This is a genomic window from Pseudomonas sp. KB_15, from assembly GCF_052114525.1.
GTDB lineage: Bacteria > Pseudomonadota > Gammaproteobacteria > Pseudomonadales > Pseudomonadaceae > Aquipseudomonas.
This window is the reverse complement of the sequence record NZ_JBFREX010000005.1, coordinates 81,837-108,237: the sequence shown is the minus strand read 5'-3', so window position 1 is coordinate 108,237 and position 26,401 is coordinate 81,837. Positions and strand designations below refer to the sequence as shown.

Below are 26,401 nucleotides of genomic sequence, written 5' to 3'. Positions count from 1 at the left end.
GTCGCCGGAGCGTTGTTCGGCGCATACCACCATGGCGTGACGGTCACGGATGAAAAGTGGCAGTCGGCATGGAATGCCCGTGACACTCGGGACGCCGAGGCGGGGGTGCTCAATGAGGCCGCCGAGCGCGCCCAAGAGCAAGCCTGCCAACAGTCAATCAACAAGGCGGTTCAAGATGGGCAACGTATCATCGATCAAGCAACGGCTGATGCTGCTGCCGCTCGTGCTTCTGCTGGCGGCGTGCAGCTCGCCGCCGACAACCTTGCCGACGTGTTCAAACGCGCTGACCAACGAGCGGGCGATCTGGCTGCGATTGCTGACCAAGCCTGAGCCCGGGGACTGACCTGTCAGCAGGCTTACATTTCACTCGGCGAACATCAAAATACCACTGGCGAATACGGATTGATCGCCTTGGCAGCCTGCCAGGCTTGCGTGCGTGAAGTGACGCAGAGGCCGACTCAATAGCCGGCTTCTGCGAGCCCATCCTGTATGTGTAGCCTTAATTTATTGTTCTAAAATCCCTGGTACGTTTTTTTCTGCCCACTTCACAAACAATTTTGCTAGCTCTGTACTCGCGTACTCGGAGTAATGACTATATTCATCTCTAAATAGAGGCATCCCGTTTCTTGTAAAAGAGCAGCCAAGAAAGTTGCAAAATAATTCATTCTGATCAAAAAACAGTACGGCTGGGTGTTTGCTTGAAACTTTGTCGACTAATGGTTTGAAGTCGTTGAATGCTGTTTCTCTTGCATGTGGACTAACGTCGCAAGAGGGTGGTCCACTTTTAAGTGGACGAGAAAAGCAGCCTTTTAGGTCATGATTTGCTTTAATGTGAGGAACAAAAACTATGACTTTAATTCCATTGCCTTCAAGATAGCTTATCCGTTCTACAGTTGTTGCAATTGCATTGTCGTCTGGCTTTGGGGCGAGGCCATCTAGAATTGCATATTTTATTGTTTTGTCTTTTTCAATGATGCTGTTGATCAGGAGCTTCTGATGGTAAGCCCGATAACCAGAGCACGGATCCATCGTCGTTGGCGTATTTACATCAGAAGGGTTGCCCATGTTCGGTGGGCAGGTACCAATAGAGAGAATGGATTGATTTTTTATTTTGTTTTCCGCCGCAAGCCCAGGATACAAATGGTTTGCGTAGCTGTTGCCTAATAAAAGCAGGGTTGGTTTTTCATCTCTATTTGTAATGCAAAACCACCAGCCATACGACTCTGCTTCTTTAAACTGGTATCGATTTATACACGTGTCGTTTTTGGTGAATTTCCATATCGGCCCTACAAATTGGCTATTGAACTCTTCCGCGCCTTTGACTGCCTCGCGTTCAGGCAGTCCACCAAGATTGAAAGTTGCAAAACCCACACCTCCGATGCTCGCCATCAGGATAGCAAGAATAGGTGTTTTTAACTTGCTTTGGTTATTTCGTAAAGGGCGCTCAAGAAAGCGATATGTCAGCCAAGCTAAAATGATAGCGGTGAACACGGCCGCAATTCTGATTTCTCGGGATGGTACATCGCTCTGAATGATGCGGGCGAATGCCAAAAGAGGCCAGTGCCACAGGTATAGCGGGAAGCTGATCAGGCCAACCCACACCATCAGTTTGTTGGAAAGTATCGAGCGATTGAGCCATGACCGCGAGCCGGCGGCGATAATCAACGCCGTACCGACCGTTGGGAAAATTGCGCGCCACCCGGGAAATTGGTCGTCCTTGGTGATGGTTGCCAGGCCGTAGGCAATGAGACCCAGCCCGATAAAGGACAGGACGTTTCTGATTGTCTGGCCGCTCTCTACCGGAATCGGCTTGAGAATGACCGCGGCTAAAAATTGGTCAACTGCCTTAAAGGCTTTATCAAATGCCGAGATTTTATAGAGCGACAGGTAGGCCAGCACGGAGCCGATCAACAGCTCCCAGCAACGGGTCTGAGGCATATAGAAGGTGAACGCAGGGTTTTCCCTGATGTACTCCATGTTCAGGGCGAACGACGCGCCGAGCAACAACACCGCGATGGTCAGCAGGTTTAACTGTTTTTTCCAGGCGGCCCACATGATCACCGGCCAGAAGATGTAGTACTGCTCTTCAATGCCCAATGACCATAGATGCAGGAACGGCTTTATCTCGGCCGACGTGTCGAAGTACCCGCTTTCGTTCCACAGAACCAGGTTGGATATAAAGGCAGAGCCGCCAGCAATGTGTTTGCCGAGCTGCTGGAACTCATCGGGGAACAGTGTCAGCCAACCGAACGCGTAGCTGGCGATCATCACCGTCAGCAGGGCGGGAAAGATTCGGTTGACGCGTCGGGTATAGAAGTCGGGGATGCTGAACGTTCCGCGTGCCAGGCCTTCAAGCAGAATCGTCGTGATCAGGTACCCGGAAATCACGAAGAAGATATCTACGCCGATAAAGCCGCCAGTCACCCAGGCGGGGAACGCATGAAACCCGACCACGGACAGGACGGCGATTGCGCGCAAACCATCGATATCCGGCCGGTATTTCGTACTGTGTTTATTTTTGGTCAATAGCGAACTGGCCGGTTCGGCGAGAGACGTCATTGTTGCTCGTGCTCCATATTTATTATCTCGCCGGTTGCTGGCGCGCGCGTATCCTACGCGACAAACGCTCGGACCCGAGCAGCGGCGGTCGGCCAGCGACCAAACCCGCCGCAAGGAACTGAGCGACATTCAAACCAATCAGTCTCGCTCGCGCGATCGCCTTGCCACTGCTGATCTGCGGCTGTCAGTCCTCCTTGGCGAAGGTTCAGTTGGTGGCAGTGAAATGCCAGGCGGTACCGAAACCGGCGGCGTGGTTCATGGTGCCGTACGAGCCCAACTTGACCCAGCGCATGCTCAACGAATTATCGCCATCACCGACACCGGCGACTGATTGCGTTGCAGGCGTGCCAGGCCTACGTCAATGCGCTCTCGCTTACACATTTCGAATGAGTTCGCGGAGATTGCCGGGCGGGAATGGAAATCAGCTGTTGATTGGCTGGTGAATCTCTGTAACCGATGTCTGTGCTGCTGCGGACTCGTCAGCCAAAAACTGAGTTGAGTCGGTATTGCCGAGCTGTGCTTTCTTATGACGAACTCGCTCCTTTGCGCGGAGTGTTGAAAGCACAGGGAAGAAAAGTATCAGGCTGACCGGCCAAGCCAATATTGCGCTAATGATGAGCAGGCTATGAGTGAACCTGTCACCGTAATTGAGGGCAAAAAAATCCAGTGCACGATCCAGAACCGGATTGTTCTGGATTGGATCAGCGCTATCGTTGATCCAGTTCCGACGAATTTGAAGAAGCTGGCAACAAACGCCGACGAACAAAGCGGCTAGCCAAGCCGCGCTCAGAACGCAGCTGATGATTGCGATGCTACGCATGACTTCCATCTCAATAATTCCCGATCGGTGGTTGATACGGTAATTCAGCGCAAATTTTTGTAACAGCTGCGGAAATTTAGCAGGCTTTTCCGAACTCGTCGCACTGGAAGTTAAAAAATTTTGCTTCTGTTGACGGTCACTCCGGAGCCATCATCACCGCAAGCGGGATCTTGATGAATTCCTCATTGCGATCGATTGCGACCAGGGCGCCGCGGACGTTGTCGGCGACATCGGCCGCTCCGCGCTGCTCGACCCGGTTCGAAAGCTCAAGGATGGCGGCTTCGAGGGTGAGCCGGTTTTCGTTGATCTTGAACAGCAGGGAAGGGAGTAGGTCTCGCGAATCCTCCGTGGAGTTTTCAGCGTAGCAGGGGCGAGCTGTGGGCTTGGAGTGCAGGTCGGCAGAACGCCGCAGAAGGGTGGTACTACTGTAGGAATATACAACGCTAAGTTATTGATTCTTATAGGGGGATATGGCGGATTTGAGAGTGTTGAAAAAAGCTTGTGTTCTCTTATGGATCAAAGCGTTATGACTGTTTAACGGTCACCTCGACAAGATCGCGACAGATTTGCAAGCACAGGCCGGCAGGGGAAAGCGTCAACGCCTGGTGCAGTTGCTGAATTCGCAGAGCCGGCAATACCGGCAACCGGCGCCGCAATCCTATGTAATGTCAAGGCAAACAAATAACACTTCGATGGTCTACGACCAGGCAGTGAGCACTAACTGCTATCAAGGAATAAGAGAAGTTCCTTGGTCGGGATCAACCGGACCTTTTGCATGTGGATTAATTTCAGCTGGTTGAATTGATCCGCAACCAGTCATATTTACCTAAAGTCAGGTTGATCCCGAGACAAAGTGTTTTCTGCAAAGTTTCCTTCAGCTGGATGAACCATGTCCTACCTGGCGGAATATCAAGCCAGTTGCAGCGCCGCTGCAGTGCAGGACGACTGGACTACCATCAGGCTTCTTTTCGCTCTTGTGGCTGACGGGTATAGCGATTGATTCAGCTGGCGCCACTGACGAAACAGTCTATAGAAACTCTTGATTTTCTTTCTCGTCTTTAACATTTTTCAGGCGCCAAAGATTTGAACTTCCGGAGTTGATCGAAAAGCGATTGGCTTTAGCGCGATTTATTCATACGCGTCATTACAATCTCAGCCATAAGTAAGAAAACGTCCAACTAGAACAAGCGGCGAGGAGTACTGCAACCTGACAATAGCCAAAATACTGACAACAAAAAACAGTCACATTCTCCCAATTAAGTCGGTGATATATCATGATCAAGATCATGGCCTACTTTTTAATTGGAGCTGTAACTGCAGGATGCAACGGCATCGTAAAACCCGACTTTTCGGGTCCTGCCAATGATTCATACTTTTTAGTCCATTCGGGGTTTCCCGCACCGTATCTATACATGGCCTCGGCCGTGCAATGGAACGATGACTATGCGGTAACCACCCGCCACACTCCGTTCATCCCCAACGTGAAGTACAGCTGCAGCACAGGCTGTGATCTCGTCTTCATCCTGCACAAGGCCAACGGCCGCTACCCATCATGGCGCGCACCGCGTGTGGGCGAGAGCATAACTGCCGTTGGGACGAGTCCTTACCTCATGACCACTACCGGGAAAGGCAAGGTGTATCCAACGCCTTTCATCAATACCGATGAACACAGCGGTGATCTCTATGCCATCCATGATGCCCCGCTGATCAAGGGCATGTCGGGTGGGCCGGTCCTCACCAGTGACGGCTGTATTGTCGGCATCAATATCGGTTTCTACTCAACCACTCTGAACGACGTGAGCAATCACTCCGGCGTAAAGGGGGCTGAGAGGATCAGCATCTTTATTCCTTACTCGATCATTCAGCGCGAGTGGGGGATATTGCAGGCAAAACTTGACGATCCACACGGCGCGAGGTATGTCGCGAAGTAACTTTTAGCTATCAGCCAATTTGCCATCGTGTCCAGGCAAACAAAATCCGCTCTGCCGGGCGGTCTGGAAGGGTTCACCGAAAGGTGAGCCCATTTTGTTGTCCTGGATTTCTTGCAGAGCGTTCATGACATCGTAAATGGATCTTTACCACCTTCGGCAGGTCAGTCGGGTTGAAGATCTGGGTGCGAAAGAGCGCGAAAGGGAATTGCGTGCCGGAGCGAAACACCTTCTTGATGCCTGCCGGGGGCGCGCCTGCCGATGTAACCGTAGTTGCGGGTGTTACCGTCGATGAGTTGCACCGAGTAGTAGCGCGGTTTCTGTACCGCCGGCACCGATAGCACGATTGGCTCCGCACGCAAGTCCATAAATAACATGGAATAGGGCGTATCACTGTTCGGTGTTTTTGTCTGCGGCGTAATCGTACATGATCGCGTAGTTCAAGCATCATCGTGCAGCCAACGGCTCTCGTTAGTAGGGTTTTCATGAGCATGCATCTCCATTCGTCAAGTCGGATGAGTGAGTTGGTCAACTAACTACTAATCAGGCATTAGCGTTTGCTCAAAACATGAGTTCGCATAACGCACTTTGATTTATCTGAAGATGCTCACTGCTACAGACAGCGCCTGCTGTAGTAGGGGGGGCTGGCTGTGGAGTTATGTTTTGTCTATGGATTTTCAATCCACAAGTAACTGCGTGTTGTTTGTTGAGTCTATGGTGTGATTCACGCTTCGGGGAGGCGATGCCAATGACCGAGGGCAAGACCTGTATGCGCATGGTGGGAGTATTCGGGGGGATGGTTCTGAGACGTTGTATGGCGCTCAAAGGGTGGAGTTCGAGGTTGCTCGGGCCATCAAGGCGCGACGATTGCTGAACGAATGCGGGACAACCAGGGGTTGCCGAGTAAATCGCTCAGATCGTCGCCTGCCTCAATAGGCGTCAGAGGGCAAAGGTCGCCGCAAGGCCATGGTGGCCATCCTGCGCTCCAGCGATCAGGTGCAGTGGAATGTTCTGGTGCGCATCAATGGACGGTACCTCGAAGCTTCCTACAATCTGGAGGTGTCGCTCGCTCAGTTCGGTCGACTCTGCTGCTTTTTCCTTGGCCATTCTCGCGTGGTTCATTGCGATTTCGTTGAGCGTTGACACGTTACATCTCCCGGTGACTGACCAAGCGTATCGCTGGAGTCCTTAAGCATTGATTGAATGGCTGCGGCGTCAGAGTTATGTCGTTCCGGCGCTGCTACGCGCGTACTTTGCAATCCTCAAGCCACGGATGCGAGTGATTTCTTCCTTGGATTTTCGCAGGCGACGAATGGCGGGCCGCTGTGGGTGATAGCCCGGTTTCTTTGTCATTCCGGCGTAAACTAGTAGTGCTGCCTCATTGAAAGGAGCCGCTTATGAACGCCGATCAAATCATCAAGCAGGCATCTGTGGACAAGACTGTTTGGGATCAATACTTCTGCGCTGCATTGATTGCCGAAAGCAATTTGACTGCCCCGGTTGTTGGCGGGGCTACCCACGAAGACAGGCAAAACCTGTTGATCGAGAGGGCCAAAACCCTTGCTGACAAAATGATGGAAAACCGAAGATAAACAGAGCCCAGCCACCGCGCTGGGCTCTTTGCATGCGGGGTTGTGCTCCGATGCGGGCGATGTGCGTATTGAGGTTCAGGCGATCAGCTCTACCTTGCCGCTTGCCAGGCGATAAATGCCTCCCACGATCTTCAACATGCCCTTGCTCTGCGCATCGGTCAGCAATGGTGAGGCCTGTTTCAGGCTGTTGACAGAATTTTTGACGTTCTGCACGGTGGCGTTTTCCATCAAGCTCCCGGGTTGCTTCAGTACTGTCTCGATTGCCGACTTGAGTGCGTCAGTCAGTTTCGGGATATGGCCGGGGAAAATCGTCTGATCCTTGACGGCCTTGATGCCTGCCTCGATGGCGCCACAGCTCTCATGACCGAGTACGAGAATCAGCGGTGCGCCCAGTACGGCAACCCCGTATTCAAGGCTGGCCAAGCCTTCCGGGGTCACGAAGTTGCCCGCGACACGGATGGAGAAAAGATCGCCTCGCGCGGTATCAAACGCATATTCCGGGGCGATCCGCGAGTCAGAGCAGCTCAGTACTGCCACGAACGGATTTTGACCGGACACCAGGGCCTCTCGCTCAGCTTTGAAGTCGTGTGTCGTGGAAGTACCGCTTATATATCGTTCATTGCCCTCCATCAGTCTTTTCAACGCCATATCGGGACTGATTACGTTTTGAGGTTTTGGTGGGGCTGACGCTTTTTCGGCTGCCTGGATGATCTGGCCGGGCAGTGTGCCGGTCAGCAGCAGGGCGCCTGCGCTCAATCCGGCAAATTGAAGAAAACGACGACGGCCTGTTGTGTTTGAAGCAGAGCTTGAATCACATGATTCACACATGATTTTGTTTACTCAGTTCAATGCGGTGAGAGTGAGTTGCTGTTGTGGCTGGTAATGTCATGGACGCTCAATACCAGCGCAGTGGAGTCTAGTTGGTCTGTCATATTGTGTTCCGGGCATTGTCAGCAGATGCCGTGCAAGCAGCCATTTCATGGGCTACTACTGACAGGCTCATACAACTTCGACCCGGCAGGAGTTTCTCGATGCTGACTCACTGGTTACTAGCGGCGGTTCATCTTCTGGCAGTTGCCTTGGGGTTTTGGGCGGTGTTGGTTCGAGGCAGCGCTTTTCGGCGTTTGGCCGATGGAGCAGCAGAAGTGCGCAGTGTTCTGATGGCGGACAATATCTGGGGTATTTCAGCTGTCGTCTTACTGATCAGCGGGGGGATGCGAGCCTTTGGCGGGTACGAGAAAGGCACGGACTATTACCTGCATCAGCCGCTGTTTCATCTGAAGATGACGCTGTTCGTCCTGATCTTGCTGCTGGAGATTGCGCCAATGGTGACGCTGATCAAATGGCGGATAGCGCTTGCCCGTAAAGAGGCGATCGATACAGGCCGTGCGAAGCTGTTTGCACGGATCAGTCATATCGAAGCGCTGCTGGTGCTGCTGATGGTGGTGGCGGCGACTGGCATGGCGCGTGGGGTGATGACTGGTTAACTACGAAGTGAGCGCGACCTTCCTTGGGGTAAACCAGAAAAGTCCGACAGCCAGAGCGTTGAGCTTGTCGCTAGTATCGACCCTTGGGGGCTGGTGTGGGAAAGCAGGCGGACGCGATGCGATGCTGAATCTTTAGCCAGCCGTGATTCCGGACTGAACGGGCTGGCTACTGACTGCAACAGAATTCAGGATTGCGGCTTTTCCGGGGCGGTCAGGCCGGCCTGAATGCGCTGATAAATTTCTTCACGATGCACTGCAACGTCCTTCGGAGCGTTGATGCCGATCCTGACTTGCTGGCCGCTTACGCCCAGGATGGTGATCGTAATGTCATCACCAATGTTTATGCTTTCACCGACTTTGCGGGTGAGTATCAGCATGGTCTTCTCCTTGATTGCTATGTGGGGCACCTGATTCGGACAGTGCAGAGGTCGGTGGTATGTATAGATTAGTGCGAAGTCTCACGGTTTGGGTGCCTCTTTCTGACGCGCAGATGTGGCATTAATTCCCAAGGCGTAACTATACAGAGGCCGCAACCATCATTCTCCTTGTTTTGAGCCCATTTTACGGCACTCGTGAAGTATTCATGGATGTTAAAATCGCCGCTTTATGCATTTAGAGGGAAGCGCCGTGCGCAAAATGGTTCTGGTAATCGCGATATTGGCACTGGCGGGATGTGGTGAGGGTAGCAGTGTGGATGCACCGAAGCCTAAACCGGCTATGGCCGCCATGCCCGCGCCAGTGTCTGGCCCGCAATGGGATCTTGAAGTGCGAGGTGAAACCCCTCAGGCAGTCAGCGATTTGAGTGGCTGGCTGATCGAGCACAGTTTCATGTCCAGCGTCGTCAAGGAAAATGGCAATACGCGAATCCTGATGGGGCCGTTCAATTCCAAAGCCGAGGCCGAAGCCAAGCAGGATGAAGTCCGTGCAGCGCTCACTCGCGCGAAGAAACAGAACATCGAATTGCTGGTGCTTGAGCGTCCGGCCGCTCAATAACATTCTGTAGCGACAGACAAACAAAAAAGGCCTCGGTTGTTTAGCTCCGAAGCCTTTTTTTGTTTCAGGTGTTGCCTGGGTTCAGCCGCAGGCCTTCATGTCTACCGGGCCGACGAACTCGTTGCCACGCCCCATGACGCACCCCACGCTCTGGTTGCGTTGCCGCTCCCAGGCCTGTACCGGATAGGTTTTGTCCCAGGCTTCGTACAGTTGCCGATCCTGTTTCGACAGGCGCAAACCATACTGCTTGCTCATGTAGAAGTAGGTCCGTGCGATCATGCCGCGAATGGAAGGGCGGGGCATGACTTTCCTGGCCTTGAAGTCGATCTGGGTCAGGCACGAACCATATTGCCCCGACTGCTCGGGCAGCCAGCCAAAGCTGAAGTTGCTGCGATCGCCATTGACCTCGCCAATGCTGGGCACCAGGTTGTGCAAATCAGCTTCGGCCTTCTGGTAAACCGGATCGTAGCGGGTGCAGTTCTTGCGGCCGCCCTCTTGCCAGCACTGGCGTTGATGACCGATTTGCCAGGCCGGAACAATATGCTCCCACTCGATGCGGGCTGCGCGTTTGGCATTCTTGCGTGGCACATAACCGCAAGCGGCAAGGTTCACCCGGTTGCCGGTGTACTTGCAGCCACAGTAAAACTCGGTGGATTGGGGAGCGTAGAGTTTCCACGCCACCTTTTTCGCTTCGGTGAAGGTGCGCGGAGCGTCGGCTTGCGCGCCCACGACAAAAAACAGGAACAACAAAGCAAGCCAGCGGACACTCATCGACTCAATCTTCCTTCGGCAAAACCCAGAAAATCTGCACGCCGCCATCGTCGCGATAGGCGAGGGTGACGTTGTCGTTCTCGTCGATTTCTTCCAGCAAGCGTTCCCATTCATCCACCGGCTCGTCAGGCAGGCGGAAGATCAGCGCTGCCCTGGCCTTTTGTGCGGTGGGAGAGTTGATGATTTTCTGAACGCGCAGGCCCATGCGTACATAGGTGTCAGGAGAGGCAGAGGTGGTGTCCACGGAATTATCCTTATTAAGCTGTACGTGCATACAGTATTTAACTGTAGGCCATTTCGCAACTGCTTAAAAATCAAGAAAATCCTCTGACAGCGGTTTGTTCCATTTGGCGTAAGGCGAAGTGAGTTTTTTTGTCAGATCCAGCGGCAGCCAATCGCCAAGGCTGGCGAATGGCGCCGGGGTGCCCGACCGGATCCGGTCGGGCGATGGCGAATCAGTATTCCCAGAACATCCGTTGCAGCTCTTTGCTGTCGTTGGTTTTGGTCAGCGCGACCATCGCCAGGATCCGGGCCTTTTGCGGGTTCAGATCGTGGGCCACGACCCAGTCGTATTTATCGTCAGGCTGTTCGGCGTTGCGCAATACAAAGCCGCCGGCATTGACATGGGAGGAGCGAATGATCTGCACGCCGTCCTTGCGCAGGGCTTGCAGGGTGGGGACCACCCGCGACGATACCGAGCCATTGCCGGTGCCGGCGTGGATGATGGCTTTGGCGCCAGATTGAGCGAGCGCCTTGTAGGCGGTATCGCTGACGTTGCCATAGGAATAGGCAATTTCGACGTCAGGCAGGTTCTTGATGGTCTTGATATCGAATTCGGAATCCATGGTGTGGCGCTTGGCTGGCAAGCGGAACCAGTAGGATTTGCCTTCCACTACCATGCCCAGCGGACCCCAGGCACTTTTAAACGCTTCGGTCTTGATGTTGATCATTTTACTGACGTCGCGACCCGACTGGATTTCATCGTTCATGGTCACCAGCACACCTTTGCCCCGCGCATCTTTGCTGCTGGCCACGGCCACCGCGTTGTACAGGTTCAGCATGCCATCGGCAGACATCGCGGTGCCTGGGCGCATGGAGCCCACGACGATGATCGGCTTTTCGGTTTTTTCCACCAGGTTCAGGAAGTACGCCGTTTCTTCCAGGGTGTCGGTGCCGTGGGTGATCACGATGCCATCAACGTCTTTGCTGTCGGCCAGCTCAGCTACGCGGCGACCCAGTTGCAGCAGGTTTTCGTTGGTGATGCTTTCGGAAGCGATTTGCATGACCTGTTCGCCGCGAACGTTAGCCAATTGGCTCAGTTCAGGAACGCCGGCGATCAACTGTTCAATGCCGACTTTCGCCGCTTGATAGGTCGCGCTGTTGGCGGCGCTGGCACCCGCGCCGGCAATGGTGCCGCCGGTGGCCAAAATCACCACGTTGGCCAGTTTCTGTTGGGTTTCGGCTTCTTTGGCCTGAAGGGCGGTGGGCAGAAGCAGCAGGAGGGCCAAGGCGCCCGGAATAAAGGTCTTGAGTGCAGATGTCATTATTTTTCTCTTCTAGTTGTGAGACGGTGCTGATGCAAGTTCATCTAGATACGCCCCAGGCGAATCTGAACGCTGGGGGTGCAAGGGGAAGAGCAGGATCCGTACCAGTAACACCTTGAATCGAAAAACACGCTTAACTTAATGATTTGTAACGGTATTGCTGTTTGTGTCCGGAATGGTTTCAGGTCCGGGCGTCCGGATTGCCGAACATGTTTAACTTTCGCGTTCGGCTCTCCGAAACGGATTGCAGTCATGTTTAAGATTTCAACGGGTCAAATCATCAGTAATGACTAAAGAAACGCGCGCGTCGGTCGATGCTCCTTCAAGGGATCTGTTTCTTCAGGAGTTCACATGTCGTTATCCGTTGGTATTCCAAACGCCTTCAGCATCACCATCGGTGGTAAATCGGCCACTACCCTTCGTGCTTTAGGTGACGAGACAACTGATGCGGCCACTCAAGCGCCGGGTGCAAAGGAAAGCGACGGTACCCAGGTCAAAACGGGCCCGGCAGGACTGGGAGAAAGTGCCGGCGCACAGGCCAAATCGGAAACTGGCGATAACACCAGCGTAACGGTGAAGGTCTTGCTCAAGCGTCTGAAGGAGCTGCAACAGCAATTGCGCGAGCAACAGCAGCAACTGGCGCAAGCCCAGGCGGCGTCCTATCCGACTCCGGAAGCCAAGACCACCGCGATAGCGGCCATTCAGGGGCAGGTTGCCGAAACCAACGGCGCCATCCTGCAAGTGAGCGCGAGTCTGATCAAAGAGCTGACCAAGGGTTCTGGCACCGGATCGGTGGTCAACACCACGGCATGAGCTGAATGCCGTTTTTCGCTGATCATCCGTGAAAGCACTTTTCCTGTCGTTGACAAATACCGGCAGGATTCGCATAGTTTGGCTCTCGCAAACGTTTGCGCGGCTCCAGTGATGACTCTTCATCGCAGGGCCGTGAAGCTTACGTCAGCGCAAGCGTTGCTCACAATAATCATAAGATCGGAGTGAACCCATGAAGCTGCCATTCGCTGGACGTCTTCTCGCTGTCGCTATGCTGGCTGCCGCATCCGCTGCACTGCCTGTCTCTTCGGCCTTTGCTGAATCCACTGACAAACCCAAAGTCGCGCTGGTCATGAAATCCCTGGCCAACGAGTTCTTCCTGACAATGGAAGACGGCGCCAAGGCCTACCAGAAAGATCACTCCGGCGAATTCGACCTCATCTCCAACGGCATCAAGGATGAAACCGACACCGCGGGCCAGACGCGCATCGTCGAGCAGATGATCCTGGCCAAGGTCAATGCACTGGTGATTGCGCCGGCGGACTCCAAAGCGATGGTTCCGGTGATCAAGAAAGCCATCGATGCCGGTATCACCGTGATCAACATCGATAACCAGCTGGACCCCGCCGTCGTCAAAAGCAAAAACATCGATGTTCCGTTCGTAGGCCCGGACAACCGCAAGGGCGCACGGCTGGTGGGCGACTACCTGGCCAGGCAGCTGAAGGCCGGTGACGAAGTCGGCATCATCGAAGGTGTGTCCACCACCACCAATGCGCAGCAGCGGACTGCGGGTTTCAAGGATGCGATGGAGGCGGCGCAGATCAAGGTCGTGTCCCTGCAATCCGGTGACTGGGAGATCGATAAAGGCAACAAGGTAGCCGCGTCGATTCTCAGTGAATACCCGCAAACCAAGGCCCTGTTGGCCGGCAACGACAGCATGGCGGTCGGCGCGGTGTCTGCCGTGCGCGCCGCGGGCAAGGCCGGCAAGGTACAAGTGGTTGGCTACGACAACATCAATGCCATCCAGCCAATGCTCAAGGATGGTCGCGTGCTGGCCACGGCGGACCAGTTCGCGGCCAGGCAGGCGGTGTTCGGCATCGAGACTGCGTTGAAAATTCTCAAGGGTGAAAAGGTCGACGGCGGCGCCAATGGCGTGATCGAAACACCGGTAGAACTGGTCACCAAGTAGCCCCTGGCGACACAGCGGCGCTCGTCCAGCCGGACGGGCGCATGGAGAGTTTTTATGTCAGTTTCCGTCCCGAACGCTGTCCTCTCGGTCGGTGGTATCGGCAAGACCTACGCCCAACCGGTGTTGACCGGCATCGACCTGACGCTCATGCGCGGTGAAGTGCTGGCGCTGACCGGCGAGAACGGGGCAGGCAAAAGCACGCTTTCCAAAATCATTGGCGGACTGGTGACGCCAACCACCGGTCAGATGCAGTTTCAGGGGCAGGACTATCGTCCCGGAAGCCGGGCTCAGGCTGAAGCGCTGGGTATCCGCATGGTCATGCAGGAGCTCAATCTGTTGCCGACCTTGTCGGTGGCGGAAAACCTGTTTCTTCACAACTTGCCCAACAACGGCGGCTGGATCAATCGCAAGCAGTTGCGCAAGGCTGCCATCGAGGCCATGGCTCAGGTCGGGCTCGACGCCATTGACCCGGATACCCTGGTCGGCGAACTGGGCATCGGCCATCAGCAAATGGTGGAGATCGCCCGCAACCTTATCGGCGATTGTCATGTGCTGATTCTCGATGAGCCGACCGCGATGCTTACTGCACGCGAAGTCGAAATGCTGTTCGAGCAGATCATCCGTCTGCAGGCTCGCGGCGTATCGATCATCTATATCTCTCATCGCCTCGAAGAGCTGGCGCGGGTCGCGCAGCGCATTGCCGTGCTGCGCGATGGCAACCTGGTCTGTGTCGAGCCGATGGCCAACTACAACAGCGAGCAACTGGTCACCTTGATGGTCGGGCGCGAGCTCGGCGAACACATCGATATGGGGGCGCGCAAGATTGGCGCTCCGGTATTGACGGTCAAGGGCCTGAGCCGTTCCGACAAGGTGCGCGACGTGTCGTTCGAAGTCCGTGCCGGCGAGATTTTCGGGATTTCCGGTTTGATCGGCGCGGGGCGCACCGAGTTGCTGCGTCTGATTTTCGGAGCTGATATCGCTGACAGCGGCACGATTGCCCTGGGGTCGCCGGCGCGGGTCGTCAGCATCCGTTCGCCGGTGGATGCGGTGGGTCATGGCATCGCGTTGATCACTGAAGATCGCAAGGGCGAAGGCCTTTTAATGACGCAGTCGATCGGCGCCAATATCGCCTTGGGCAACATGCCCGGCATCTCCAGTGCTGGCCTTGTCGACAATGATAACGAGAACGCCCTGGCCCAGCGTCAGATCGACGCCATGCGAATCCGCAGTTCCGGCCCGGCACAGTTGGTGTCCGAGCTGTCCGGCGGCAATCAGCAGAAAGTTGTCATTGGGCGCTGGCTGGAGCGCGATTGCTCGGTACTGCTGTTCGACGAGCCGACGCGCGGCATCGACGTCGGCGCCAAGTTCGATATCTACAACCTGCTCGGTGAGTTGACCCGCAAAGGCAAGGCGCTGGTGGTGGTTTCCAGCGACTTGCGCGAGCTGATGCTGATCTGTGACCGGATCGGTGTGCTGTCGGCGGGGCGTCTGATCGATACATTCGATCGCGACAGCTGGACCCAGGATGAGTTGCTCGCCGCTGCTTTCGCCGGCTACCAAAAACGTGATGCGCAGCTCTTTGAAGCCGCGCCTAGGGATCTTCCATGAAAACCGCTTCTTTCGCCGGCACTCGCAGTGGCAACTTCTACGGCCTGGGTACCTATCTGGGCCTGGCAGGTGCATTGTCGGCGATGATCGTGCTGTTCTCGATGCTGAGCAGTCATTTCCTGTCCTACGATACTTTCAGCACCCTGGCCAACCAGATTCCGGACCTGATGGTGCTGGCAGTCGGCATGACCTTTGTGTTGATCATTGGTGGCATCGACCTGTCGGTAGGCTCGGTGCTGGCGCTGGCAGCCTCGACCGTGAGCGTGGCGATTCTTGGCTGGGGCTGGGGCGTGCTGCCGGCGGCGCTGCTCGGCATGGCCATTGCGGCGCTCGCTGGTACCATCACCGGCTCGATCACGGTGGCGTGGCGGATACCGTCGTTCATCGTGTCCCTGGGTGTGCTGGAAATGGCTCGCGGGGTGGCGTACCAGATGACCGGTTCGCGCACGGCCTATATCGGCGATGCGTTCGCCTGGTTATCCAACCCGATTGCCTTCGGCATTTCACCGTCGTTCATCATTGCGTTGCTGATCATTTTCATCGCCCAGGCCGTGTTGACCCGCACGGTGTTCGGGCGCTACCTGATCGGTATCGGCACCAACGAAGAGGCCGTGCGGCTCGCGGGGATCAATCCGAAGCCTTACAAAATCCTGGTCTTCAGCCTGATGGGATTGCTCGCCGGTATTGCCGCGTTGTTCCAGATTTCTCGCCTGGAAGCTGCGGACCCGAATGCCGGTTCCGGTCTTGAGTTGCAGGTGATCGCAGCTGTCGTGATCGGCGGGACCAGCCTGATGGGCGGGCGTGGCTCGGTGATCAGCACGTTCTTTGGCGTCCTGATCATTTCCGTACTGGCCGCGGGGCTGGCGCAGATCGGCGCAACCGAGCCAACCAAACGCATCATTACCGGCGCGGTGATCGTGGTGGCGGTGGTGCTGGACACCTATCGCAGTCAACGCGCAAGCCGGCGGACCTGAGTCATGGCGACTATCAAAGATGTGGCAGCCCTTGCCGGCATTTCCTACACCACGGTTTCCCATGTGGTGAACAGGACCCGCCCGGTCAGTGAAGAAGTCCGGATCAAGGTCGAGGCTGCAATCCAGACCCTCGACTACGTCCCCAGCGCCGTGGCCCGTTCGCTCAAGGCCAAGACCACGGCGACCATCGGCCTGTTGGTGCCCAACAGCCTCAACCCGTATTTCGCCGAACTGGCCCGGGGTATCGAGGATTACTGCGAGCGAAACGGTTACTGCGTCATCCTGTGCAACTCCGACGACAATCCGGACAAGCAGCGCAGCTACCTGCGTGTGCTGCTGGAAAAACGCATCGACGGCCTGATTGTCGCCTCGGCCGGCGGCGACAGTGGCCTGGTACAAGGCCTGAAAGGCGTCCGCACCCCCATGGTCATCGTCGACCGTGGACTGGAAGGTGTCGATGCGGACCTGGTGCGCATCGACCATGAATACGGCGCGTATCTGGCGACCCGGCACCTGTTGGAGTTGGGGCACCGGGATATCGCCACGATCAGCGGGCCGGAAAACACCAGTGTGGCGCAGATGCGTTTGGCGGGTTATCGCCGGGCCTTGAAAGAGGCGGGTGTCGAAGTCTCTCCCGAGCGCATGCTGGAAAGCGATTTCACCAGCACCGGCGGTTACAGCGCCGCCGCGATTTTGCTGGAAAGCAATCCGCCTAGCGCCATTTTTGCGGCCAACGACATGATCGGCATCGGCGTGCTACGGGCCGCTGCCGAGCGCAATATTCGCGTACCGAGCGAGTTGTCGGTGATCGGCTTCGACGATATCCAGATGAGTCGGTATGTCTATCCGTCGTTGACCACGGTCGGGCAATCGATCCTGCAACTCGGCGAAATGGCCGCCGAAGTGCTTTTACGACGGATCGCCACGCCAGACCTGATGACCGATCAGCGGATCGTGACGCCGAGTATCGTCATACGTGAATCGACGGCGCCGCTGGCCGGCGTGTTTGCCCAATTCCGTTGAAAAACAGAGAGCCGTTGAAAACAGAAAGCCGCTGAACCAACAGCGCCGCCGAAACAGAATCGATGAGTAGCAATGTATGCCAGCAAAAGTAGTGGTGATAGGCAGTTTGAATATGGACCTGGTGACCCGGGCGCCGCGCTTGCCCAAGGGCGGTGAAACGTTGATTGGCGAATCGTTTGCCACCGTCTCCGGTGGCAAGGGCGCCAATCAGGCCGTGGCTGCGGCGCGGCTGGGAGCACAGGTGTCGATGATCGGGTGCGTGGGCAATGACGCTTATGGTGAGGCACTGCGCGGGGCGCTGCTGGCCGAGCAGATCGATTGTCAGGCAGTCAGCACCGTTGACGGTTCCAGCGGCGTGGCGTTGATTGTGGTCGACGACAACAGTCAGAACACGATCGTGATCGTCCCCGGTGCCAATGGTGCATTGAGCGCTGAAGCCATTGACCGTTTTGACTCGGTGATACAAGCGGCGGACGTGCTCATCTGTCAGCTGGAAGTGCCCGATGCCTCTGTTGGCCATGCGCTCAAGCGCGGCCGTGAACTGGGCAAGACGGTCATCCTCAATCCGGCACCGGTCAGCCGTCCGCTGCCATCGGACTGGTATGCGTCTATCGATTACCTGATTCCCAACGAGAGCGAAGCATCGGCCCTGAGCGGTCTGTCGGTGGGCTCTCTGGAAACCGCACAAGCCGCGGCGACCCGTCTGATTGCCATGGGTGCCGGCAAGGTGATCATCACACTCGGCGTGCAAGGCTCGCTGTTTGCCGATGGCCAACGCTTCGAACATTTCCCCGCACCCGTCGTAAAGGCTGTCGATACCACGGCGGCCGGCGATACGTTTGTGGGCGGTTTCGCTGCGGCGCTGGCCGCGGGTCAAGATGAGGTGCAGGCGATCCGCTTCGGGCAGGTGGCTGCGGCGCTGTCGGTTACCCGTGCGGGTGCGCAACCTTCAATTCCTGTCTTGAGCGATGTACAGGCGTTTAACACACCATGAAAAAGACACCACTGCTCAATATTGCACTGTCGCGGCTGATCGCCTCATTGGGGCATGGCGACATGGTCGTCATCGGGGACGCCGGTTTGCCGGTTCCGCCGGGTGTTGAATTGATCGACCTGGCCTTGACCCATGGCATTCCGGATTTTGTCAGCACCTTGAAGGTGGTGCTCAGTGAAATGCAGGTCGAAAGCCATGTGCTGGCTCAGGAAATCTTCGATAAAAAGCCGTCGGCCCTGGTTACGCTGGATGAGCTGGACGGCGCAGACGCGTTGGGTCGGCGTGAGGTGCTCACCCATGAACAATTCAAGGCCCTGAGCCGACAAGCGAGAGCGATTGTTCGTACAGGCGAGTGCCAGCCGTACTGCAACATTGTGCTGGTCGCCGGTGTAACGTTTTGACTGGCTGTCCGCGTTTTGATTTCCCCGGTACAAGGAGTGCGCCACATATCGCTATGCTCAGAAACTGCACCCACTGCTCCGGAGTCTGCTGCTTTTGTCCCTGATTACCGCAACGAACGCCCAGGCGGCGGAAAAAATCGACTTGATCATCGACACCGATCCAGGGGCTGACGATGTCGTTGCCCTGTTGTTCGCCCTGGCATCGCCCGACGAACTGAATGTCCGGGCATTGACCACCGTTGCGGGCAATGTTCGCCTGGACAAGACCTCGCGCAATGCGCGATTGGCCCGGGAATGGGCGGGGCGCGAAGAGGTTCCGGTCTATGCGGGGGCGCCGAGGCCCTTGATGCGTACTCCCATCTACGCTGAGGACATTCATGGCAAGGAAGGGTTGCCGGGCATTGCCGTGCATGAGCCCAGGCAAGGCCTGGCCAAGGGCAGCGCCATCACTTATCTGATCGAAACCCTGAAATCTGCTAAACCCCACAGCATCACCATCGCCATGCTTGGCCCGCAGACCAACCTGGCCCTGGCGCTGATCCAGGAGCCGGAGATCGTTCAGGGCATCAGGGAAGTGGTGGTCATGGGCGGTGCGCACTTCAATGGCGGCAACATCACGCCGGTGGCCGAGTTCAACCTGTTCGCCGATCCGCAGGCGGCCGAAGTGGTACTCAACAGTGGCGTGAAGCTGACCTACCTGCCGCTGGATGTGACCCACAAGATCCTTACCAGCGAAGCGCGCCTGAAACAGATTGCCGCGCTGAACAACAACGCCAGCCGATTGGTGGGCGATATTCTCAATGAATACATCAAAGGCGACATGGAACACTACGGCATTCCGGGCGGCCCGGTGCATGACGCCACGGTTGTCGCTTACCTGCTCAAGCCGCAATTGTTCAGCGGTCGTTCGGTCAATGTGGTTGTCGACAGCCGCGAAGGCCCGACCTTTGGGCAGACCATTGTCGACTGGCATGACGGCTTGAAAGCGCCAAAGAATGCCTTCTGGGTCGAAAGCGGCGATGCCCAGGGCTTCTTCGATCTGCTGACCGAGCGCCTGGCTCGCCTGAAGTAAGCATCATCTCCCGTAGGTGTTTCACTCCCGCCCGCTGACCGCTTCGGCCTTTTGGTCCGACAGATGTTTCTCGAAAATCTGCTCGATGAACGATTGGGCGGCTTCGGTTCCAAGGTCCCTGACCAGAAGGTCGATACCGATAATGGCGAGCTCTTCCGTGCTGCCTGGACTGTAGGAGCTGTGGCCGTCTTGCCACTTGGCCTTGATGTCAGCGTCGATGCTTACGGTGGTCATGATGGCACTCGTCAAGTCGGGGAAGTCTGAGTGCCGAGTTAACCATTTTGCGGGGCTTTTGACACGTCGACTTAGGCGTGAAAGGAGTGCTGTGCGACACTTGGTCTCTGACGAATATTCAAGGAGTGCGCAGTGCAGATCGATTTGAACTCCCCGGATGGCCTGACCCTTGAGGCGGTGCGTCAGTTGCTGGCCAGCGCCAGTGACGATGAGCACACCCAGTTGCGGGTCACTAAAGGAGGCATTGCCTATATCTCCTCGGGTGTCGTGGGCGGTACCGATATCGACGGCTTGCTGTTTCGACTTGAAACCTGGGCCAAGGGCTCCGGTTATGTCGGGCGGGTCGCGGCCAGCGATGAGGTCTGGGTCATGCAAATCTTCAATGCCTTGAAAGAGAACTGGCCCAATCCGCCTTACGACTATATCGACATCTATTGAGCGTCGTTCATATTCAGTCACGATTGAGTGGTTAAGGGGAGGGCGATGCTCAGGCAAAATCGCGGCTCGTCCGGAATGCGGGCAGGGTGCTGGCACTGCCTGCCTGTGAAACCAAATGCCAGTCTGGTTGTCGCACGATCTCAGCTCAATCATTGAAATAAGGAGGCTTCATGCCTTGGAAGCTCGCGTCATTGGGTACTTTGCTGGCCGTTGCCACGCTGGCCGGTTGCAGCACTACCTCTACGGAGTCGGCAACAGTTGATGTTGCGACGACTGACACGGGTCACAGCCGCTGTGAAGCGAAGGCTGCCGAGTTCGCCATCGGCAAACAGGCATCGCCGCAACTGCTTGAGCAGGCGCGTACCCGCGCTGGAGCGCAAAGCGCGCGGTTCCTGCTGCCAACCGATATGGTGACGCTGGAGTACCGTTCCGATCGCCTGAACCTGAACACCGATGCCAGCAGGGTGGTCACCCGGGTCAACTGCGGCTGATCCTCAGCTTTTTTGTTTCACCCATAAAAAACCCCGTCACATGGACGGGGTTTTTCTAGTGCGCCTGGAAATTACTCTGGGCGAACTTGAGCAGCTTGCATACCCTTTTGGCCTTTCTCAGCCACGAAGGAAACAGTCTGGCCTTCTTTCAGGCTTTTGAAACCGTCGCTTTCGATAGCTTTGAAGTGTACGAACAGGTCGTCACCGCCACCTTGAGGAGTGATGAAGCCGAAGCCTTTTTCATCGTTGAACCATTTAACGGTGCCGGTTTGGCGATTAGACATGGTGTATCTCCAAGAAACATATATTTTCAGTAGTACTGTGCTGCTCAGGCCAACTGGGCACACCCGAGTATCATAGTCGAAATGTTCGGTTTGGGAGCCCCCCGGGCGAGCTGTTTGCCGATCAGTCGTGGTTTCTTTATGTCTTGAAATGGCTGGAGGCCCCGTTTTATAAGGCTTCTAGCCGAAAGTAAAGACGATAAAAAAAGCTGTAAAACCTGCATAATTTGTACGGAATGGCCTGTTTTGGGGACTTTTTGCCAGTAAAACAGGGTTTCAGAACGCAGATCTGTGCTTATTTTTTGGCTTTGTTCTCAGCCTTGCAGGCTGCAATTTGGCTAAAGGCTTTCTGTTTCAGGGCGTCACTGGCTTTGTTATCCATCAATGCCTGAATGTCGCTGGCCGGGAACGACTTGATCGCATCAGCACCACAAGCGCAGTGGGATTTGGCCGCAGCTTCACCGATTTGTTGCGCGGCCGCAGGAACGCACTGAGACATGTACTTCTCGCGCTCACCTTTTGGCCATTCGGCGTGGGCGGCCAGCGGCAGCAGCAGAACGATTGGTGCGACTACAGCGAATATACGATTCAGATGCATGCCAAGATGCTCCTTTGAGGTCAATGTCTTGTTATCTGAGCGCTAACGCGCGGCTCAAGTTCATCACTCTGGCATAAAAACGCCTGATTTGCCGCGTTGGAAAGCCTCTGCGCAGCTACCACCGTTCATCTGTGCTAGCATGCCCCGCTCGGGCGTTTGCAGGCACCCTTCAGTCCCGGTAGCGGCAGATGCTCGATTAACCCTGATTTGAATCCCAGTCACTCTGGTTCGGTTTTCCGGTTGGCCGCAAGGCTCCTGCCGCTGTAAGGCAGGCGTTCGTCATTGAATGGCCTGGACCGGATCTTGTACTGGCTCATCCCAACCCACGTGACCTTTGGTAGGGGTCACCACTAGGAGAGGAGGCGCCATGCCAACTATTACTCTTCCCGACGGCAGTCAACGTTCATTCGATCACCCGGTTTCCGTAGCCGAGGTCGCCGCATCCATTGGTGCTGGCCTGGCCAAGGCCACCGTTGCCGGCAAGGTCGATGGCAAGCTGGTCGACGCCAGCGACATCATCGACAGCGACGCGTCGCTGCAAATCATCACGCCAAAGGATGAAGAGGGGCTGGAGATCATTCGCCACTCTTGCGCCCACCTGGTTGGCCACGCGGTCAAGCAGCTGTATCCGACCGCCAAAATGGTCATCGGCCCGGTCATCGACGAAGGTTTCTATTACGACATCGCCTTCGAGCGTCCTTTCACTCCGGACGACCTGGCGGCCATCGAACAGCGCATGCAGCAGCTGATCGAGAAAGATTACGACGTGATCAAGAAAGTCACTCCGCGCGCCGAAGTGATCGAAGTGTTCAAGGCCCGTGGCGAAGACTACAAGCTGCGCCTCGTCGAAGACATGCCGAACGAGCAGGCCATGGGCCTGTACTATCACGAAGAATACGTCGACATGTGCCGCGGTCCGCACGTGCCGAACACCCGCTTCCTGAAATCCTTCAAGCTGACCAAGCTGTCCGGCGCCTACTGGCGCGGCGATGCCAAGAACGAGCAACTGCAGCGCGTCTACGGCACCGCATGGGCGGACAAGAAGCAACTGGCGGCTTACATCCAGCGCATTGAAGAAGCCGAAAAGCGCGACCACCGCAAGATCGGCAAGCGCCTGGGCCTGTTCCACACCCAGGAAGAGTCGCCGGGCATGGTGTTCTGGCACCCGAACGGCTGGACTTTGTACCAGGTGCTCGAGCAGTACATGCGCAAGGTTCAGCGCGACAACGGCTACCTGGAAATCAAGACGCCGCAAGTCGTTGACCGCAGCCTGTGGGAGAAATCCGGGCACTGGGCCAACTACGCCGACAACATGTTCACCACGCAGTCGGAAAACCGCGACTACGCAATCAAGCCAATGAACTGCCCTTGCCACGTGCAGGTGTTCAACCAGGGCCTGAAAAGCTACCGCGAGCTGCCGATGCGCCTGGCCGAGTTCGGTGCATGCCACCGTAACGAGCCATCGGGTGCCTTGCACGGCATCATGCGCGTGCGCGCATTCACCCAGGACGACGCCCACATCTTCTGCACCGAAGAGCAGATGCAGGCCGAGTCCGCCGCGTTTATCAAGCTGACCATGGACGTCTACGCCGATTTCGGCTTTAAAGATGTCGAGATGAAGCTGTCCACTCGTCCGGAAAAACGCGTCGGTTCCGACGAGCTTTGGGATCGCGCCGAAGCTGCACTGGCCGCAGCCCTTGATAGCGCGGGCCTGCCGTACGATCTGCAACCGGGCGAGGGGGCTTTCTACGGTCCGAAGATCGAGTTCTCGCTGAAAGATTGCCTCGGTCGCGTCTGGCAATGTGGTACCCTGCAGCTCGATTTTAACCTGCCTGTCCGTCTGGGAGCCGAATACGTCTCCGAAGACAACAGCCGCAAGCACCCGGTGATGTTGCACCGGGCGATCCTGGGGTCCTTCGAGCGGTTCGTCGGAATCCTGATCGAGCACTACGAAGGTGCGTTCCCTGCGTGGCTGGCTCCGACCCAGGCAGTGGTGATGAATATCACTGATAAACAGGCTGATTTTGCCGCCGAAGTGGAAAAAACTCTCAACGAAAGCGGGTTTCGTGCCAAGTCTGACTTGAGAAATGAAAAGATCGGCTTTAAAATCCGCGAGCATACTTTGCTCAAGGTTCCTTATCTCTTGGTTATCGGAGATCGGGAAGTCGAGATGCAGACTGTCGCTGTGCGTACTCGTGAAGGTGCTGACCTGGGCTCGATGCCCGTCGCCCGGTTCGCTGAGTTCCTCGCCCAAGCGGTTTCCCGGCGTGGTCGCCAAGATTCGGAGTAATTATTATTAAGCGTGAAATGAGACAAGATAAACGAACTGCACCGAAAGCCCCGATCAACGAGAATATCTCGGCACGCGAGGTTCGGTTAATTGGGGCTGAAGGTGAACAGCTCGGGATTGTGTCAATCGAAGACGCGCTTCTTAAGGCTGAAGAGGCCAAGCTGGATCTGGTGGAGATTTCCGCCGATGCAGTACCACCTGTTTGCAAACTGATGGACTACGGCAAATCGATCTTCGAAAAGAAGAAGCAGATTGCTGCGGCCAAGAAAAACCAGAAGCAGATTCAGGTTAAAGAAATCAAGTTTCGTCCAGGGACGGAGGAAGGGGATTACCAGGTAAAACTGCGCAACCTGGTACGTTTCCTGAGTGACGGGGACAGGGCCAAGGTATCCTTGCGATTCCGCGGCCGTGAGATGGCCCACCAGGAGCTGGGGATGGAACTCCTCAAGCGAGTTGAAGGTGACTTGCTCGAGTACGGTTCGGTCGAACAGCATCCTAAGATGGAAGGACGCCAGCTGATCATGGTCATCGCCCCGAAAAAGAAGAAGTAATCAACAGGGCACGGCAGGCCTTCTGATTATGTTTATCAACTGAATGCGGAGTATCCGAACATGCCAAAAATGAAGACCAAAAGTGGTGCTGCTAAGCGGTTTCTGAAAACTGCTAACGGTATCAAGCACAAGCACGCTTTCAAGAGCCACATCCTGACCAAAATGTCGACCAAGCGTAAGCGTCAACTGCGCGGTAGCAGCTTGCTGCATCCGTCTGACGTGGCAAAAGTCGAGCGCATGCTGCGCCTTCGTTAATTTTAGTCAAGAATAGAGGAAGTAACTCATGGCTCGTGTAAAGCGTGGCGTCATTGCCCGTAAGCGTCACAAAAAAATTCTGAAACTTGCTAAAGGCTACTACGGCGCACGCTCCCGCGTATTCCGTGTTGCCAAGCAAGCGGTAATCAAGGCAGGCCAATACGCCTACCGTGACCGTCGTCAGAAAAAACGTCAGTTCCGCGCTCTGTGGATCGCTCGTATCAACGCTGGTGCTCGTATCAACGGTCTGTCCTACAGCCGTTTCATCGCCGGCCTGAAAAAAGCGTCCATCGAGATCGACCGTAAGGTTCTGGCTGATCTGGCAGTGAACGAAAAAGCGGCGTTTGCTGCGATTGTCGAGAAAGCTAAAGCCACCTTGGCTTAAGTACCCCCGACAGTCACCCGGCCTCGCATCTGTGGGGTCAGGTGTTAAACGTCATAAATAGGGGAAGAGCCTTCAAGCTCTTCCCCTATTTTGTATCTGGAGTCTGTACATGGAAAACCTGGATGCGCTCGTCTCTCAAGCACTAGAGGCTGTGCAAAGCGCTGAAGATATCAATGCCCTGGAGCAAATCCGGGTTCACTACCTTGGCAAGAAGGGTGAATTGACTCAGGTGATGAAGACCCTGGGGAATTTGCCGGCAGAGGAGCGTCCGCAGGTCGGTGCGCTGATCAACGTTGCCAAGGAACGTGTCACAGAGGTCCTTAATGCGCGCAAGGCATTGTTTGAAGAAGCCGACCTGGCTGCCAAACTCTCTGCCGAGTCCATTGACGTGACCCTGCCTGGCCGTGGTCAGACCTCCGGTGGTCTGCATCCGGTTACCCGCACTCTGGAACGCGTCGAACAGTTCTTCACCCGTATTGGCTACGGCATCGCCGAAGGCCCTGAGGTCGAAGACGATTATCACAACTTCGAAGCGCTCAACATCCCAGGCCATCACCCGGCCCGGTCGATGCATGACACCTTCTATTTCAATGCGAACATGCTGTTGCGCACCCATACCTCGCCGGTACAGGTCCGCACCATGGAGTCCAAGCAGCCGCCGATCCGCATCGTCTGCCCAGGCCGCGTATACCGCAGCGACTCCGATATCACCCACTCGCCGATGTTCCACCAGGTCGAAGGCCTGCTGGTCGATCGCGACATCAATTTCGCCGACCTCAAAGGCACCATCGAAGAGTTCCTGCGGGTGTTCTTCGAAAAAGAACTGGCCGTGCGTTTCCGTCCTTCGTACTTCCCGTTCACCGAGCCATCCGCTGAAGTCGACATGGAATGCGTGATGTGCAGCGGTAAAGGCTGCCGCGTCTGCAAGCAGACGGGCTGGCTGGAAGTGATGGGCTGCGGCATGGTTCACCCGAACGTGTTGCGCATGTCCGGTATCGACCCGGAAGAGTTCTCGGGCTTTGCCTTCGGCATGGGCGTAGAGCGTCTGGCCATGCTGCGTTACGGCGTGAACGACTTGCGTCTGTTCTTCGACAACGACTTGCGGTTCCTCGCGCAATTTCGCTAGTCGTAACGAATTCTTAGGAGAGCAGG

At 55.9% G+C, this 26,401-nt stretch carries 33 protein-coding genes and 1 pseudogene; 21 read left to right on the top strand and 13 right to left on the bottom strand.

Annotation, left to right across the window (positions count from 1 at the left end):
• The first annotated feature begins 12 nt into the window (after positions 1 to 12).
• Positions 13 to 330 (top strand): DUF2514 family protein, encoded by a 318-nt coding sequence (locus AB4Z35_RS08720; RefSeq protein WP_442096690.1) that lies wholly within the window; start codon positions 13 to 15, stop codon positions 328 to 330.
• A 174-nt stretch (positions 331 to 504) separates the two neighbouring features.
• Here AB4Z35_RS08720 and AB4Z35_RS08715 read toward each other — a convergent pair whose 3' ends face one another.
• Positions 505 to 2,559 carry an acyltransferase family protein gene (locus tag AB4Z35_RS08715; protein ID WP_442096689.1) on the bottom strand — a complete coding sequence of 685 codons (2,055 nt, stop codon included), beginning with the start codon at positions 2,557 to 2,559 and terminating at the stop codon, positions 505 to 507.
• Positions 2,560 to 2,626: 67 nt separating this feature from the next.
• On the opposite strand from AB4Z35_RS08715, the pseudogene AB4Z35_RS08710 reads away from it, so the two are divergent.
• A pseudogene (locus AB4Z35_RS08710) lies at positions 2,627 to 2,949 on the top strand (lysis protein); the annotation flags it as partial.
• A gap of 31 nt (positions 2,950 to 2,980) precedes the next feature.
• On the opposite strand, the gene AB4Z35_RS08705 reads toward AB4Z35_RS08710, so the two are convergent.
• Together AB4Z35_RS08705 and AB4Z35_RS08700 are read right to left on the bottom strand one after the other, a co-directional pair.
• On the bottom strand, positions 2,981 to 3,388 hold the full coding sequence (locus AB4Z35_RS08705; RefSeq protein ID WP_442096688.1) for a hypothetical protein: 408 nt from the start codon (positions 3,386 to 3,388) through the stop codon (positions 2,981 to 2,983).
• Between the two features lie 127 nt (positions 3,389 to 3,515).
• On the bottom strand, positions 3,516 to 3,698 hold the full coding sequence (locus AB4Z35_RS08700) for a hypothetical protein (RefSeq protein ID WP_081501640.1): 183 nt from the start codon (positions 3,696 to 3,698) through the stop codon (positions 3,516 to 3,518).
• Positions 3,699 to 4,653: 955 nt separating this feature from the next.
• On the opposite strand from AB4Z35_RS08700, the gene AB4Z35_RS08695 reads away from it, so the two are divergent.
• Positions 4,654 to 5,310: a serine protease gene (locus tag AB4Z35_RS08695; protein WP_442096687.1), complete on the top strand. Its 657-nt coding sequence runs from the start codon at positions 4,654 to 4,656 to the stop codon at positions 5,308 to 5,310.
• Positions 5,311 to 5,471: 161 nt separating this feature from the next.
• Here AB4Z35_RS08695 and AB4Z35_RS08690 read toward each other — a convergent pair whose 3' ends face one another.
• Positions 5,472 to 5,675, bottom strand: a complete 204-nt coding sequence (locus AB4Z35_RS08690; protein WP_442096780.1) for a DUF1254 domain-containing protein — start codon at positions 5,673 to 5,675, stop codon at positions 5,472 to 5,474.
• A 571-nt stretch (positions 5,676 to 6,246) separates the two neighbouring features.
• Positions 6,247 to 6,453: a hypothetical protein gene (locus AB4Z35_RS08685; protein ID WP_007993362.1), complete on the bottom strand. Its 207-nt coding sequence runs from the start codon at positions 6,451 to 6,453 to the stop codon at positions 6,247 to 6,249.
• A gap of 251 nt (positions 6,454 to 6,704) precedes the next feature.
• Between AB4Z35_RS08685 and AB4Z35_RS08680 the strand changes: the two genes are divergently transcribed.
• A complete protein-coding gene (locus tag AB4Z35_RS08680; RefSeq protein ID WP_007993363.1) occupies positions 6,705 to 6,899 on the top strand; it encodes a hypothetical protein in 195 nt (64 codons plus the stop codon).
• Positions 6,900 to 6,974: 75 nt separating this feature from the next.
• Here the strand turns inward: AB4Z35_RS08680 and AB4Z35_RS08675 are convergent, their stop codons facing one another.
• Positions 6,975 to 7,727, bottom strand: a complete 753-nt coding sequence (locus tag AB4Z35_RS08675) for a carbonic anhydrase (RefSeq protein ID WP_442096686.1) — start codon at positions 7,725 to 7,727, stop codon at positions 6,975 to 6,977.
• 203 nt (positions 7,728 to 7,930) lie between these two features.
• On the opposite strand from AB4Z35_RS08675, the gene AB4Z35_RS08670 reads away from it, so the two are divergent.
• Positions 7,931 to 8,386 (top strand): DUF2214 family protein, encoded by a 456-nt coding sequence (locus AB4Z35_RS08670; protein WP_442096685.1) that lies wholly within the window; start codon positions 7,931 to 7,933, stop codon positions 8,384 to 8,386.
• A gap of 185 nt (positions 8,387 to 8,571) precedes the next feature.
• Here the strand turns inward: AB4Z35_RS08670 and csrA are convergent, their stop codons facing one another.
• On the bottom strand, positions 8,572 to 8,763 hold the full coding sequence (csrA, locus tag AB4Z35_RS08665; protein WP_007975691.1) for a carbon storage regulator CsrA: 192 nt from the start codon (positions 8,761 to 8,763) through the stop codon (positions 8,572 to 8,574).
• A 250-nt stretch (positions 8,764 to 9,013) separates the two neighbouring features.
• Between csrA and AB4Z35_RS08660 the strand changes: the two genes are divergently transcribed.
• The gene (locus AB4Z35_RS08660; RefSeq protein WP_007993368.1) at positions 9,014 to 9,379 is read left to right on the top strand and encodes a hypothetical protein; all 366 of its coding nucleotides are present in this window, start codon (positions 9,014 to 9,016) and stop codon (positions 9,377 to 9,379) included.
• Between the two features lie 81 nt (positions 9,380 to 9,460).
• Here AB4Z35_RS08660 and AB4Z35_RS08655 read toward each other — a convergent pair whose 3' ends face one another.
• From AB4Z35_RS08655 to AB4Z35_RS08645, 3 genes are all read right to left on the bottom strand, one after another.
• Positions 9,461 to 10,150 carry an endonuclease gene (locus AB4Z35_RS08655; RefSeq protein ID WP_442096684.1) on the bottom strand — a complete coding sequence of 230 codons (690 nt, stop codon included), beginning with the start codon at positions 10,148 to 10,150 and terminating at the stop codon, positions 9,461 to 9,463.
• A gap of 4 nt (positions 10,151 to 10,154) precedes the next feature.
• On the bottom strand, positions 10,155 to 10,424 hold the full coding sequence (locus tag AB4Z35_RS08650) for a DUF1654 domain-containing protein (RefSeq protein ID WP_050548055.1): 270 nt from the start codon (positions 10,422 to 10,424) through the stop codon (positions 10,155 to 10,157).
• Between the two features lie 181 nt (positions 10,425 to 10,605).
• Positions 10,606 to 11,694, bottom strand: a complete 1,089-nt coding sequence (locus tag AB4Z35_RS08645; RefSeq protein WP_442096683.1) for an asparaginase — start codon at positions 11,692 to 11,694, stop codon at positions 10,606 to 10,608.
• 351 nt (positions 11,695 to 12,045) lie between these two features.
• Here AB4Z35_RS08645 and AB4Z35_RS08640 point away from each other — a divergent pair, with 351 nt between their 5' ends.
• From AB4Z35_RS08640 to AB4Z35_RS08605, 8 genes are all read left to right on the top strand, one after another.
• A complete protein-coding gene (locus AB4Z35_RS08640) occupies positions 12,046 to 12,507 on the top strand; it encodes a hypothetical protein (protein ID WP_442096682.1) in 462 nt (153 codons plus the stop codon).
• Between the two features lie 190 nt (positions 12,508 to 12,697).
• Positions 12,698 to 13,654, top strand: coding sequence for a sugar ABC transporter substrate-binding protein (locus AB4Z35_RS08635; protein ID WP_442096681.1), 957 nt, complete (start codon positions 12,698 to 12,700; stop codon positions 13,652 to 13,654).
• A gap of 54 nt (positions 13,655 to 13,708) precedes the next feature.
• On the top strand, positions 13,709 to 15,262 hold the full coding sequence (locus AB4Z35_RS08630; protein ID WP_442096680.1) for a sugar ABC transporter ATP-binding protein: 1,554 nt from the start codon (positions 13,709 to 13,711) through the stop codon (positions 15,260 to 15,262).
• Positions 15,259 to 16,236, top strand: a complete 978-nt coding sequence (locus tag AB4Z35_RS08625) for an ABC transporter permease (protein WP_007993379.1) — start codon at positions 15,259 to 15,261, stop codon at positions 16,234 to 16,236. Before AB4Z35_RS08630 ends, AB4Z35_RS08625 begins: the two co-directional genes overlap by 4 nt.
• A gap of 3 nt (positions 16,237 to 16,239) precedes the next feature.
• The gene (locus AB4Z35_RS08620) at positions 16,240 to 17,259 is read left to right on the top strand and encodes a LacI family DNA-binding transcriptional regulator (RefSeq protein WP_442096679.1); all 1,020 of its coding nucleotides are present in this window, start codon (positions 16,240 to 16,242) and stop codon (positions 17,257 to 17,259) included.
• A 76-nt stretch (positions 17,260 to 17,335) separates the two neighbouring features.
• Positions 17,336 to 18,253, top strand: a complete 918-nt coding sequence (rbsK, locus tag AB4Z35_RS08615; RefSeq protein ID WP_442096678.1) for a ribokinase — start codon at positions 17,336 to 17,338, stop codon at positions 18,251 to 18,253.
• Complete coding sequence (gene rbsD / locus AB4Z35_RS08610; protein WP_442096677.1) at positions 18,250 to 18,654, top strand: D-ribose pyranase; 405 nt, start codon at positions 18,250 to 18,252, stop codon at positions 18,652 to 18,654. The genes rbsK and rbsD overlap by 4 nt, the downstream gene beginning before the upstream one ends.
• 94 nt (positions 18,655 to 18,748) lie before the next feature.
• Positions 18,749 to 19,726: a nucleoside hydrolase gene (locus tag AB4Z35_RS08605; protein ID WP_442096676.1), complete on the top strand. Its 978-nt coding sequence runs from the start codon at positions 18,749 to 18,751 to the stop codon at positions 19,724 to 19,726.
• A gap of 21 nt (positions 19,727 to 19,747) precedes the next feature.
• On the opposite strand, the gene AB4Z35_RS08600 is transcribed toward AB4Z35_RS08605, so the two are convergent.
• Positions 19,748 to 19,960 (bottom strand): hypothetical protein, encoded by a 213-nt coding sequence (locus AB4Z35_RS08600; RefSeq protein WP_007993387.1) that lies wholly within the window; start codon positions 19,958 to 19,960, stop codon positions 19,748 to 19,750.
• 132 nt (positions 19,961 to 20,092) lie between these two features.
• Here AB4Z35_RS08600 and AB4Z35_RS08595 point away from each other — a divergent pair, with 132 nt between their 5' ends.
• Together AB4Z35_RS08595 and AB4Z35_RS08590 are read left to right on the top strand one after the other, a co-directional pair.
• Positions 20,093 to 20,398, top strand: a complete 306-nt coding sequence (locus tag AB4Z35_RS08595; RefSeq protein WP_442096675.1) for a hypothetical protein — start codon at positions 20,093 to 20,095, stop codon at positions 20,396 to 20,398.
• Positions 20,399 to 20,568: 170 nt separating this feature from the next.
• Positions 20,569 to 20,889: an I78 family peptidase inhibitor gene (locus AB4Z35_RS08590; RefSeq protein WP_442096674.1), complete on the top strand. Its 321-nt coding sequence runs from the start codon at positions 20,569 to 20,571 to the stop codon at positions 20,887 to 20,889.
• Between the two features lie 71 nt (positions 20,890 to 20,960).
• Here AB4Z35_RS08590 and AB4Z35_RS08585 read toward each other — a convergent pair whose 3' ends face one another.
• The gene (locus AB4Z35_RS08585) at positions 20,961 to 21,173 is read right to left on the bottom strand and encodes a cold-shock protein (RefSeq protein WP_003179963.1); all 213 of its coding nucleotides are present in this window, start codon (positions 21,171 to 21,173) and stop codon (positions 20,961 to 20,963) included.
• Positions 21,174 to 21,465: 292 nt separating this feature from the next.
• A complete protein-coding gene (locus AB4Z35_RS08580) occupies positions 21,466 to 21,768 on the bottom strand; it encodes a hypothetical protein (RefSeq protein WP_108229946.1) in 303 nt (100 codons plus the stop codon).
• 367 nt (positions 21,769 to 22,135) lie between these two features.
• On the opposite strand from AB4Z35_RS08580, the gene thrS reads away from it, so the two are divergent.
• From thrS to pheS, 5 genes are all read left to right on the top strand, one after another.
• The gene (gene thrS, locus AB4Z35_RS08575; RefSeq protein WP_442096673.1) at positions 22,136 to 24,058 is read left to right on the top strand and encodes a threonine--tRNA ligase; all 1,923 of its coding nucleotides are present in this window, start codon (positions 22,136 to 22,138) and stop codon (positions 24,056 to 24,058) included.
• On the top strand, positions 24,058 to 24,609 hold the full coding sequence (gene infC / locus AB4Z35_RS08570; protein WP_172435703.1) for a translation initiation factor IF-3: 552 nt from the start codon (positions 24,058 to 24,060) through the stop codon (positions 24,607 to 24,609). Before thrS ends, infC begins: the two co-directional genes overlap by 1 nt.
• Positions 24,610 to 24,669: 60 nt before the next feature.
• Positions 24,670 to 24,864 (top strand): 50S ribosomal protein L35, encoded by a 195-nt coding sequence (rpmI, locus tag AB4Z35_RS08565; RefSeq protein ID WP_002553160.1) that lies wholly within the window; start codon positions 24,670 to 24,672, stop codon positions 24,862 to 24,864.
• Between the two features lie 28 nt (positions 24,865 to 24,892).
• The gene (rplT, locus tag AB4Z35_RS08560) at positions 24,893 to 25,249 is read left to right on the top strand and encodes a 50S ribosomal protein L20 (RefSeq protein WP_007905879.1); all 357 of its coding nucleotides are present in this window, start codon (positions 24,893 to 24,895) and stop codon (positions 25,247 to 25,249) included.
• A 109-nt stretch (positions 25,250 to 25,358) separates the two neighbouring features.
• On the top strand, positions 25,359 to 26,375 hold the full coding sequence (gene pheS / locus AB4Z35_RS08555; protein WP_007992477.1) for a phenylalanine--tRNA ligase subunit alpha: 1,017 nt from the start codon (positions 25,359 to 25,361) through the stop codon (positions 26,373 to 26,375).
• Positions 26,376 to 26,401 lie beyond the last annotated feature (26 nt).

Bases quoted from the DNA above. Each gene is read 5' to 3' on its own strand.
- AB4Z35_RS08715 (WP_442096689.1), bottom strand. From the start codon at position 2,559: ATGACGTCTCTCGCCGAACCGGCCAGTTCGCTATTGACCAAAAATAAA.
- AB4Z35_RS08705 (WP_442096688.1), bottom strand. From the start codon at position 3,388: ATGGAAGTCATGCGTAGCATCGCAATCATCAGCTGCGTTCTGAGCGCG.
- AB4Z35_RS08695 (WP_442096687.1), top strand. From the start codon at position 4,654: ATGATCAAGATCATGGCCTACTTTTTAATTGGAGCTGTAACTGCAGGA.
- AB4Z35_RS08690 (WP_442096780.1), bottom strand. From the start codon at position 5,675: ATGGACTTGCGTGCGGAGCCAATCGTGCTATCGGTGCCGGCGGTACAG.
- AB4Z35_RS08680 (WP_007993363.1), top strand. From the start codon at position 6,705: ATGAACGCCGATCAAATCATCAAGCAGGCATCTGTGGACAAGACTGTT.
- AB4Z35_RS08675 (WP_442096686.1), bottom strand. From the start codon at position 7,727: ATGTGTGAATCATGTGATTCAAGCTCTGCTTCAAACACAACAGGCCGT.
- AB4Z35_RS08670 (WP_442096685.1), top strand. From the start codon at position 7,931: ATGCTGACTCACTGGTTACTAGCGGCGGTTCATCTTCTGGCAGTTGCC.
- csrA (WP_007975691.1), bottom strand. From the start codon at position 8,763: ATGCTGATACTCACCCGCAAAGTCGGTGAAAGCATAAACATTGGTGAT.
- AB4Z35_RS08655 (WP_442096684.1), bottom strand. From the start codon at position 10,150: ATGAGTGTCCGCTGGCTTGCTTTGTTGTTCCTGTTTTTTGTCGTGGGC.
- AB4Z35_RS08650 (WP_050548055.1), bottom strand. From the start codon at position 10,424: ATGCACGTACAGCTTAATAAGGATAATTCCGTGGACACCACCTCTGCC.
- AB4Z35_RS08645 (WP_442096683.1), bottom strand. From the start codon at position 11,694: ATGACATCTGCACTCAAGACCTTTATTCCGGGCGCCTTGGCCCTCCTG.
- AB4Z35_RS08640 (WP_442096682.1), top strand. From the start codon at position 12,046: ATGTCGTTATCCGTTGGTATTCCAAACGCCTTCAGCATCACCATCGGT.
- AB4Z35_RS08635 (WP_442096681.1), top strand. From the start codon at position 12,698: ATGAAGCTGCCATTCGCTGGACGTCTTCTCGCTGTCGCTATGCTGGCT.
- AB4Z35_RS08630 (WP_442096680.1), top strand. From the start codon at position 13,709: ATGTCAGTTTCCGTCCCGAACGCTGTCCTCTCGGTCGGTGGTATCGGC.
- AB4Z35_RS08625 (WP_007993379.1), top strand. From the start codon at position 15,259: ATGAAAACCGCTTCTTTCGCCGGCACTCGCAGTGGCAACTTCTACGGC.
- AB4Z35_RS08620 (WP_442096679.1), top strand. From the start codon at position 16,240: ATGGCGACTATCAAAGATGTGGCAGCCCTTGCCGGCATTTCCTACACC.
- rbsK (WP_442096678.1), top strand. From the start codon at position 17,336: ATGCCAGCAAAAGTAGTGGTGATAGGCAGTTTGAATATGGACCTGGTG.
- rbsD (WP_442096677.1), top strand. From the start codon at position 18,250: ATGAAAAAGACACCACTGCTCAATATTGCACTGTCGCGGCTGATCGCC.
- AB4Z35_RS08600 (WP_007993387.1), bottom strand. From the start codon at position 19,960: ATGACCACCGTAAGCATCGACGCTGACATCAAGGCCAAGTGGCAAGAC.
- AB4Z35_RS08590 (WP_442096674.1), top strand. From the start codon at position 20,569: ATGCCTTGGAAGCTCGCGTCATTGGGTACTTTGCTGGCCGTTGCCACG.
- AB4Z35_RS08585 (WP_003179963.1), bottom strand. From the start codon at position 21,173: ATGTCTAATCGCCAAACCGGCACCGTTAAATGGTTCAACGATGAAAAA.
- AB4Z35_RS08580 (WP_108229946.1), bottom strand. From the start codon at position 21,768: ATGCATCTGAATCGTATATTCGCTGTAGTCGCACCAATCGTTCTGCTG.
- thrS (WP_442096673.1), top strand. From the start codon at position 22,136: ATGCCAACTATTACTCTTCCCGACGGCAGTCAACGTTCATTCGATCAC.
- rpmI (WP_002553160.1), top strand. From the start codon at position 24,670: ATGCCAAAAATGAAGACCAAAAGTGGTGCTGCTAAGCGGTTTCTGAAA.
- rplT (WP_007905879.1), top strand. From the start codon at position 24,893: ATGGCTCGTGTAAAGCGTGGCGTCATTGCCCGTAAGCGTCACAAAAAA.
- pheS (WP_007992477.1), top strand. From the start codon at position 25,359: ATGGAAAACCTGGATGCGCTCGTCTCTCAAGCACTAGAGGCTGTGCAA.